6 protein-coding genes and 3 pseudogenes are annotated in these 8,222 nt (G+C 68.9%); 3 read left to right on the plus strand and 6 right to left on the minus strand.

Features of this window, described 5'->3' with window-relative positions; all coding sequences use genetic code 11:
• The first annotated feature begins 232 nt into the window (after positions 1-232).
• Positions 233-748 carry a hypothetical protein gene (locus ACIRVH_RS46305; RefSeq protein ID WP_403967125.1) on the plus strand — a complete coding sequence of 172 codons (516 nt, stop codon included), beginning with the start codon at positions 233-235 and terminating at the stop codon, positions 746-748.
• Positions 749-751: 3 nt separating this feature from the next.
• Here the strand turns inward: ACIRVH_RS46305 and ACIRVH_RS46310 are convergent.
• Positions 752-1,513 (minus strand): annotated as a pseudogene (locus tag ACIRVH_RS46310) (IS5 family transposase).
• A gap of 181 nt (positions 1,514-1,694) precedes the next feature.
• Between ACIRVH_RS46310 and ACIRVH_RS46315 the strand changes: the two are divergent.
• Entirely contained in the window at positions 1,695-2,231 is a 537-nt protein-coding gene (locus tag ACIRVH_RS46315; RefSeq protein WP_403967128.1) for a HEAT repeat domain-containing protein, read from the plus strand.
• A gap of 140 nt (positions 2,232-2,371) precedes the next feature.
• Here ACIRVH_RS46315 and ACIRVH_RS46320 read toward each other — a convergent pair whose 3' ends face one another.
• From ACIRVH_RS46320 to ACIRVH_RS46340, 5 genes and pseudogenes are all read right to left on the minus strand, one after another.
• Entirely contained in the window at positions 2,372-2,995 is a 624-nt protein-coding gene (locus ACIRVH_RS46320; protein WP_403967131.1) for a transposase, read from the minus strand.
• Positions 2,995-3,291 (minus strand): annotated as a pseudogene (locus tag ACIRVH_RS46325) (winged helix-turn-helix domain-containing protein); the annotation flags it as partial. The gene ACIRVH_RS46320 and the pseudogene ACIRVH_RS46325, both read right to left, overlap by 1 nt.
• Positions 3,292-3,339: 48 nt before the next feature.
• Positions 3,340-3,903: pseudogene (locus ACIRVH_RS46330) on the minus strand (dihydrofolate reductase family protein).
• Between the two features lie 457 nt (positions 3,904-4,360).
• Entirely contained in the window at positions 4,361-5,662 is a 1,302-nt protein-coding gene (locus ACIRVH_RS46335; RefSeq protein ID WP_403967134.1) for an MFS transporter, read from the minus strand.
• Positions 5,662-6,585: an aminotransferase class V-fold PLP-dependent enzyme gene (locus tag ACIRVH_RS46340; RefSeq protein ID WP_403967137.1), complete on the minus strand. Its 924-nt coding sequence runs from the start codon at positions 6,583-6,585 to the stop codon at positions 5,662-5,664. The genes ACIRVH_RS46335 and ACIRVH_RS46340 overlap by 1 nt, the downstream gene beginning before the upstream one ends.
• Between ACIRVH_RS46340 and ACIRVH_RS46345 the strand changes: the two genes are divergently transcribed.
• On the plus strand, positions 6,584-7,996 hold the full coding sequence (locus ACIRVH_RS46345; protein ID WP_403967140.1) for a PLP-dependent aminotransferase family protein: 1,413 nt from the start codon (positions 6,584-6,586) through the stop codon (positions 7,994-7,996). The genes ACIRVH_RS46340 and ACIRVH_RS46345 overlap by 2 nt on opposite strands.
• The last annotated feature ends 226 nt before the right edge of the window (positions 7,997-8,222 follow it).

The raw sequence follows: 8,222 nt of genomic DNA on the forward strand, positions 1-8,222 counted from the left end.
CGGCCCACAACCTGACATCAGCAAGGTCCCCACCCATAACCAGACCAACGACCCAGCTGGCCAACAGTCACGGCATAGACCGTTGCAGTACTAGGGCGTGTTTCAAAAGCGTCGGCCAGCCACCGATGGCATCGTCCGCTGCGAGGCCATCGCATGCTCTGACGCGCCAATATGCACCAGTGCTATGTTCCGATCGCGGATCGAACGGCAGTTGCTGGGCACGGGGGCTGGGGTGGCTTTGCTGGAAGCACTGATCACAACCGTTACTGGAGCGGCCTCGGCGACGGTGGGGGTGCTGGTAGGCGGGATCGTCACCAGACGGGGCCAGGACCATCAGTGGTCGCGGGATCAGCAACTGGTTGCCTACCAAGAACTCCTCAGCCACTACGCCAAGTTCACGATGGTGATCAAGCGTGCACACGCCGACCGCCGCGGATGGGACTACGACTGGGCCGAGTGGAGCGCCGTTCTCACGCGGGTCAGCTTGATCGCTCCTGCAGAGGTCGCGGGAGAGATCGACAGCTTTGGTCAGTCGGTCGACCGTTTCTTGGACCGCGTCGCGCGAGAAGTCGATCCGGTCCGTGCGCCACTTGGCGAAGAGGTGTTCCGGGAGGCCAGCGCGGAGGTAGCTCAGGCGCAGATGCGACTGGTCAATGCGATGCGGCGGTCGCTGGGAGGTAGGCGGAAGGCGCTGACCTTCTGGATTGGAGGGGCGCACGCCGGCCCAGAGAATCGCGGATCGTTGTAGCGATCACAGCCACTCGTTGATGACGGCAATAGTGACCGTGGCCTCGTAGCGGACGGCCAGCTTGTCGTACCTGGTTGCCACGGCCCGGTGGCGCTTGAGGCGGTTGATCCCGCACTCGACCGCGTGGCGCTCGCGGTAGTCGGCCTTGTCGAACTTCGGCGGGCGACCGCCTCGGGCGCCCAGCTTCTTGCGGTTGCGGATCTGGTCAGACTTCTCCGGAATCGTGCAGCGGATGCCGCGTCTACGCAGGTAGGCGCGGTTGGCTCGGGCCCCGTAGGCCTTGTCGGCCCGGACCCGGTCCGGTCGGCAGCGCGGCCTGCCTGCGCCCATGCGCGGTACCCGGATGCGCTCCAGGACCGGCTGGAACTGGGGACTGTCGTGCAGCTGGCCGGCGGTGACCAGGAAGGACAGCGGCTTCTGTCCGTGCTCGACCGCCAAGTGCACCTTCGTGGTCAGTCCACCGCGTGAGCGTCCGAGCCCATGGTCGGCGGGCTCGGCTACGACCCCGCCGGGTTTGTCCCGCTGCAGATCCCCCTTTTGCGGGCGCCTGCAGCATGCTGGTGCGCCCTCGCAATTGTGGAGTCCACGCTCACGTCCCAGGCGTGCGGGAACGTCGCGCCAGGGCGCGCCGGTCCGCGTCCGCCAGCGTATGCCGTTGATCAGCTGCCGCTTGGACCAGACCGGAGGCCGCCCCGACTTCTTGCCCACCGGCAACAACGGCGCCAGCCTGGCCCATTGCTCGCTCGTCAAATCTCCACGCCCCACGAGTGGATCATGGCAGACCTTGATCCACTTATGAAACAGACCCTAGTTGAGGCACAGGCAATCCCGGCGATAATGATCTCGCTGGGGCTCACTCAAAGCCTGGGGCGTTCAACAACCTCACGTGTGAACATCGGCCTAGCTGCCGGTGACGCGCCAAGCTCTTCAACGACAACATCACCGCATGGGAGGTGATCAGGCGATGACGCCTGACGAGCAGGATCTGGTCCTGGGCCTGGCGATCGGATCGGGTGAGGGTCCGACGCGCACGCTTGACGAGGTGCTCGTCCACTTCGGCGAGTCCGACGGTGCGGCCCTGGCGCTCCGGCTGCTCCGGGACGCCATGGAGCGCCGGGACGCCGCCGACGTCGAGATGGCGGTGATCGTCCATAGCGCCGCCGACGCCTCGGTCGAGGAGTTCCTGGAGCCGTTGATCGAACTGTTCCCTGCCGACTGGCACAGGAAGCACGAGGACATCGTGCGCATGCTGGGCCGGCTCCGCTCGCCCAAGACGGTGCCGACGCTGGTCGAGGCGACTCGCTGGGTTCCCCAGTACCTGGACTTCGACGAGTGCCGGGCGCTTGCGGTGAAGGCGATCTGGGCGCTCGGCGGCATTCCCGGCGCGGAGGCCCGGGAAGCCCTCGAGGGCTTGCGCGACGCCGAGAACGAGATCATCCGTGAGAACGCGGTGAAGCAACTCACACGCCGCGGCGAGCTCTGACCGCGAAGTCGTAGCCGTTCCTCCGGAACGCCCGGCCTGGAACTTATGGTTGGGTTCGTCTGTGGCTTCGGCGGGTAAGTCGATGTGCCAGCCCTCGGCGTCCCAGATTTGAGCTAGAGATCGTTACTGACTTCAGCGCATTAGGGTGACGCTGGGTCGTCGAGGGGCAGGCCGGTCCCTGCTATGAAACCGTCGAGGGTGTCGGGCCGGTACTGGAGGCGCTTGAGTCGGTTGCGTACGAGGACTTCGAGCTGGTCGAGAGCGACGACGGCGAGGTTGGCCAGGCTGCGCTTCACATGGGCCCATACCCACTCGACGGGGTTCAGATCCGGTGAGTACGCGGGCAGCAGGAACACCGTCAGCCATTCGCGCTGGGCGATCAACTCACCCATGGCGTGAGAGACATGAGTGTTGAGCCGGTCCCAGACCAGCACGATCGGGGCCTTGACGAGGTGGTGAACGCCGTCGATCAGCGCGATGAAGTCGCGTTCGCCTATGCTGCGACGTTTGCCTTTGCCCGCGGGGTGGGTGCGCAGGCGGTGGCACAGCCGGGTGCGGGAGCCGGGCCGCATCGCGATGAGTCCGGCCACGGACAGACGTCCCGAGCGTCGGCCGCTCACCGTCACCTGAGGGGTGCGGCCGCGCCGGCCCCAGGTGCGTCCTCTGGGCGGCCGCCGGGTGAAACCCGCCTCGTCCTCGAAACAGACGTAGCCCCCGCACGCCGCCCGGGCTCTTTTACCTCGGCCCAGGTCGCCTCCTTCCACACGGTCACGGCCTGCTCGTCGCGCTCGGCCACCCGCCGCGCGGGCACCTGCGGGCTGAAGCCGAGCCGGTGCATCAACCGTGTGGCTCCCGAGACGCTGTAAGAGACGTGAAACTTCCTGCCGATCAGCGTGGCCACCCTCGTCGCGGTCCACACCTGGTCCTCCACCCAGCCATGCGCGGCAGGTCCCTCATCGAGGTACGCGGCCAGCTTCTCCAGACAGCACGGGGACAGACGGCATCGCGATCCACTCGGGCCACGAGAGGCCAGAGCCTGCACGCCACCGTCCCGCCACATCTGGTGCCACTGGTAGGCCGACTTCGGGCTCACCCGCAGCCGCCGGCACTAGCGCGCCACACGGTGGCGGAGGTGGACGACTCTTGAGGTGAAGGTGCGGGTCTCGACGAGTTCGAGATCCACCCCGCGCTCGCGCTGGGGAAAGAACGGAATGCCACCGCCGACCAGCACCCGGTAGACCATGGCCCGGTACTCGTCGATCAGACCCAACGCGGCTGCCTCGGCGGCGAGAGTCGCGCCGCCGATCGCGATGTCACCCTCCCCCGGCTCGGCTCGCAACCGCTCGATCTCCTCCGCCAGACCGCCGGAAGCCAGACGGGCATTGCCCTGCGCCGCCGACAGCGTGGTGGAGAACACCACCTTGGGGAGCGGCTTCCAGAGCGCGGCCCACTCGAGCATTGAGTCGTCGAGCGATGGATCCTGATCGGCGGTCTCCCAGTACAGCATCGTCTCGTACAGCCGTCGTCCCAACAGGTGGACGCCGACCTATCGGATCTCGTCGATCCAGAAGCGAAACACCTCCTCGTCGGGCGCCGTCCAGTCGAAGTCGCCGTCCGGCCCGACGATGTAGCCGTCAAGTGAGACGCCCATCGAATAGGTCACGCTGCGGATCAGAAGTCCTCCTCGGTAACGGGTTCGACAGTACGACCGCCGGACGCCACAGGACTCATCGCCGCTCGTGGGATCCTGGGCACTGGCCCCGACCCGATGGCTGCCCATCTCAGCCCGCTGCGGCCAGGCCTGCGCCAACGGTCCAGGGCCCCGACGTCACCGAAGGCACATTGCGTAGACAGGCACGGGGCCAGGGAGCGTACGTCGGGCAGGGACTGTTCACCTCCGCTCAAGCGGAGGTGAACCGACGTCCGGCAACTCGGTGATGGACGCCTCGTAGTCTTCTCCGCGCGAGCGGAAATGAGCCACAGACCACCGAACGCGCCGTCCGGCAGGAACGCAGGTTCAAGGTGCTTGTCTCGCCGACGGAACCGGCTTCCGTCCCGGTCTCGGGGGGCGAGGCCACGATCGCGGAAAGCACACCACGATGGCCTCGGTACGACGGAGTTGGCGTTCACTACACACGTAGCTCCGTCGGTGACGGCAGGGCTGCCAGCCTGGTGACCGGGGACGCGAAGAGTCCGATCGCCACGGCGGCGGAGCCGATCGCCGCGACGGTCAGGGCGCCCTTGCCGCCGAGCGCGCCGGTCAGGAGACCGGCGGACAGGCCGCCGAGTGCGCCGCCGCCGAACAGCAGCGTCCGGAAAGCCGCGGTCATCCGTCCCATCATCGACGTGGGAGTGCTCGTCTGCCGGAGGCTGACGATGATGACGTTGGCGACGCCGAGTCCCAGGTACGTGACGAAGAAGGACGCCACGCACATCGTGATCACCAGCCAGCTCGGTCCGGCGGCGGTGGCCAGGAGGCTCGGGCCGAGCAGCAGGGCCGACTGGGCCAGCACGTAGACGCGTCCGAGGCGGAACCGTTTGATCACTCGTCCGGAGATCAACGCGCCGATGAGGCCGCCCACCGAGGCCGTGGCGAAGATGCCGCCGAGAACCGACGGGGCGAGGTGGAGGTCGCGTGTGCCGTGGAGCAGGAACATCGTCCATACGGTGATCATGGAGAAGTTGCAGCAGAATCCGACGAGCGCGAGGGCTCGCAGGATCCTGTCCGTCATGACCCAGCGGAGGCCGTCCCGCAGCTCCGACCAGATGTGGCGGCGAGCGCCCTGCTCCGGACGCGGCTCGGGTGTGCGGATGAGCAGCAGGGAGATGACGGAGACCAGGTACGAGAAGGCGTCCACGACCAGTGCCACCGGTGCGGTCAGCGCCGACACCAGGACTCCTGCCAGGCCGGGCCCCGCCACATCCGCCGTGGATGAGCTGACGCCCATCTTCGCGCTCGCCTCGACATAGTGATCGGGGTCGCGGACCAGGGTGGGGACGTACGACATCCAGCTCACGTCGAACAGCACCGACGCGACTCCGACGGCGCACGCGATGACCGTCAGGGTGACCATGCTGAGGGCGTCCGCCCAGTGCAGGACGGGGACCAGCGCCAGCAGGACCATCCGGACCAGGTTCGCCGCGAGCATGACCCTGCGCCTGCGGACCCGGTCCACCCACACCCCGAAGATCAGGGCGAGGCCGAGGTAGGGGGCGAGCTGCAGGAACCGCAGCAGTCCCACCTGCTCGTCGCTGGCCCCGAACGCGCGGATGGCGGTGAGGGGCAGCGCGAGGGTCGTCACCTGGGTGCCGAGCAGCGACACGGTCTCGCCCACCCAGAACTTGAGGAAGTCCCTGTTGTGCCAGAGGGTCCCGGGTGGTTTTCCGGGGGCCGCGTCCGGGCCGGCCGCCGTCACGTTCGCCGACGCCATCAGCGGGCCCTCCGCACGTGCTCGGCGAGTTCGGCGACGGCTGTGGCGACCGTGTCGACCTCGTCCTCGGTGTTGTAGTAGTGCGGTGACAGGCGCAGGCACCAGTCGACGTCCTTGTCGTCGAAGTCGTACTGCGCGAACTCCCGGAAACTCAAAGCCGAGTTGATGCCCCGCTCGTCCAGGGCCGTCTTGAACGGCTGCGGTTGCCAGCCCTCCACCTCGAAGGTGACGAGCGCCGCCGGGGCCGGGCCGCGGTCGAGGAGCCGTATGCCGGGGATGTCCGCCAGGCGGTCGCGCAGCCGGGCGGCCAGCGCAGGCGTCCGGCGGGAGATCGGCTCCAGGCCGACCCGCAGGGCGTAGCGCACCGCCGCCGCGCAGCCGAGGAGGGTGGCGTACGGGAATTCCCACTCCTCGAACCGTGCCGCGCTGTCCACCGGCCGGTAGGTGTCGGGCTCGACCCAGCGGGCGCCGTACATGTCGATGAACAGGGGCTCGTAGCCCTCCCGCAGGACGCGGTCGGAGACGTAGAGGAAGCCCGAACCGCGCGGGCCGCGCAGGAACTTGCGGCAGGTCGCGATGAGCAGGTCGCAGCCGATCTCGGCCACGTCGATCGCGTACTGCCCCACCGACTGGCAGGCGTCCACGAGGTAGAGCAGGCCCAGGAGGTCGGCGATCGACGCGTAGAAGTCGCGGACCTGGACCTCCCGTGCGGCGGAGGCCTCGTATCCGCCGATGTCCGCCTCCAGTCGGAGGTGGTCGGTCATAGCCGCGAGGACCGGGCGGGTCACCAGGCCGCAGCCCGCGTTGTTGAAGTGGATGACCGACTCGCAGCCCGGGGTGTCGGCGCGCAGCGCCGCAATCTCCGCCGCCGTGTCGAGGAGCGATTCTCCAGCAGGGAGAGAAGCGTTACTCTGTTGTCTCATGTCCGAGAGTAGCAGTACTGAGGCGCTGGTAGGGATACTCCGCACGGAGATCGCCCGTCTCTCACCCGGTGACCGACTGCCCAGCAGCCGGGAGTTGACGACGCGTCACGGCGTCAGTCCGGTGACGGTGTCGAGGGCGTTCGCCCAACTGTCGGCCGAGGGCGAGGTGGTCACCCGCCCGGGCAGCGGCACCTACGTCGCCCCGCGCCGCGCACGCTCGGCCACCAATGCGCCGGACACCTCCTGGCAGGCAGTGGCACTCGCCGGACGAGACTTCGATCCGGGCGCCGCGGACGGCCTTTCGGATGCGCCGCCCGCGGGCGCGATCGCCATGGCAGGCGGCTATCTGCACCCATCGCTCCGTCCGGAACGGGCGTTGAGCGCGGCGCTGGCCCGCGCGGCCCGCCGCCCCGGTGCCTGGGACCGGGCACCCGCCGCGGGCCTGGCGCCGCTGCGCGCGGTCTTCGCCCAAGCGGCGGGAAGCGCGGTCGGCCCGGAGGACGTGCTGATCACCGGCGGCGGCCAGGGCGCACTGTCGATGCTGTTCCGGGCGCTGGCCGCGCCGGGCAGCCCAGTGCTGGTGGAGTCACCGACGTACCCGGGCGCGCTGGCCGCCGCCCGCGCGGCGGGGCTGCGCCCGGTGGCCGTACCGATGGACGGCGACGGTATCCGCCCCGACCTGCTGGCCGACGCCTTCGCCGTAACCGGGGCCCGGCTGCTGTACTGCCAGCCCACCTTCCACAATCCGACCGGCACCGTGCTCGCCCCGGCGCGACGCCGCCAGGTCGTGGACGTGGCCCGCGCCGCCGGGGCGTTCCTCCTCGAGGACGACTTCGCCCGCCACCTCGGCCACGGCGGCCCGGTGCCTCTCCCCCTGGTCGCGGACGACCACGACGGCACAGTGGTCCAGCTGACCTCCCTGACCAAGCCGGCCTCGCCCAGCCTGCGCATCGGGGCGGTGATCGCCCGTGGACCGGTGATGCGAAGACTCCAGGGGATGCGCCGGGTGGACGACTTCTTCGTCGCCAGGCCACTGCAGGAGGCGGCCCTGGAACTGGTGAGCACCCCGGCGTGGGACCGGCATCTGCGCGCGCTCTCCACGCACCTGAGGGAGCGTTGTGCAGTATTGGCCGGTGCCATGGCGCGCGAACTGCCCGACTGGACGCCCACCAGGATCCCGGAGGGCGGCCTGCACCTGTGGGTCCAACTCCCGCCCGGCCTTGAGGACGTCGCCGTCGCGGACGCGGCACGGGCCCATGGTGTGGCCGTAAACGCGGGCACCCGCTACTTCCCGGCCGAGCAACCGGGCGCCTGCCTCAGGCTCGGTTTCGCGGCCTCGGAAGACCTCGCCGACCTCACCGAGGGCGTCCACCGCCTCGGCGAGGCGGCACGAGCGTGCGCCACGGCATGAGGCGTGGGCACACCCTGCTTCCACCGTGCGGTGCCGCGCCGCCCTCGCATGCCATCTGGCGCCGTTCCAGATGGTTTGTCCCCGTAGCCGACTGAAGGCTTGCGGAGTCAGCAGCGGGGGACGGCTCGTGATGAGGCGTCCCCCGGAGTGTGGACACAGGGGTTCATGCGGCGAGTGTGAGTTTACGTCCTCGCCGGTGCTGCTGTTCGAACTCGGCAGGCGAGAG

It is taken from the genome of Streptomyces sp. NPDC101165 (assembly GCF_044768135.1).
GTDB lineage: Bacteria > Actinomycetota > Actinomycetes > Streptomycetales > Streptomycetaceae > Streptomyces.

Coding starts and splice junctions, on each gene's coding strand:
- ACIRVH_RS46345 (WP_403967140.1), top strand. CDS start 6,584: ATGTCCGAGAGTAGCAGTACTGAGGCGCTGGTAGGGATACTCCGCACG.
- ACIRVH_RS46335 (WP_403967134.1), bottom strand. CDS start 5,662: ATGGCGTCGGCGAACGTGACGGCGGCCGGCCCGGACGCGGCCCCCGGA.
- ACIRVH_RS46340 (WP_403967137.1), bottom strand. CDS start 6,585: ATGAGACAACAGAGTAACGCTTCTCTCCCTGCTGGAGAATCGCTCCTC.
- ACIRVH_RS46315 (WP_403967128.1), top strand. CDS start 1,695: ATGGGAGGTGATCAGGCGATGACGCCTGACGAGCAGGATCTGGTCCTG.